The 498-nt window shown below is 41.2% G+C and carries 1 protein-coding gene; it reads right to left on the bottom strand.

From position 1 onward, the window contains the following. A partial coding sequence (locus ACHUFA_RS11170) for a MucBP domain-containing protein (protein ID WP_394406112.1) occupies positions 1-498 on the bottom strand: 498 nt, incomplete at both ends.

The raw sequence follows: 498 nt of genomic DNA, 5'->3' as shown, positions 1-498 counted from the left end.
TACCATTTTGAACATAAGGAATTAGTGTGTCTTCTCCTGTATTTGTTGGAGTTGGTGGCACATAACCCTTGTTTGGATCTTCTGGATCTACTGGTGTCAACGGTGTGTTATCCTTAGGATCTACTGGTGTGTAGCCTGGAACGTTTGGAATCACCGTATCTGGAGTTGGTGTTACTGGTACATCTGGATTGTTTGGATCAAATGGATATGGAATTACTGGACGTTCGTTTTCTGGAACACCTGGAATTTCTGGAATCCAGTTCGCAACTTTCTTATACACATAAGTGATTTCAGTAGTCTTGCCACCTTCAACTGTACCGTTTTCTGTACCAATTGTCTTAGACGGAATCAAGACATAACGTGAACCATCTTCTGTAACGATTTCTGTTGGTTTGTTATCAGTTGTATCGTATGATTTACCTGCAGGAACGTTGGTTTCGTCTTGAACTGGTGCTTTGATAACTGTTCCATCTTCTGTGACGTAGTTAACCACAACGT

Origin of the sequence: Streptococcus hepaticus, assembly GCF_043656315.1 — a bacterium.
Classification (GTDB): domain Bacteria; phylum Bacillota; class Bacilli; order Lactobacillales; family Streptococcaceae; genus Streptococcus; species Streptococcus hepaticus.
This window is presented reverse-complemented; position numbering and strand designations above follow the sequence as displayed.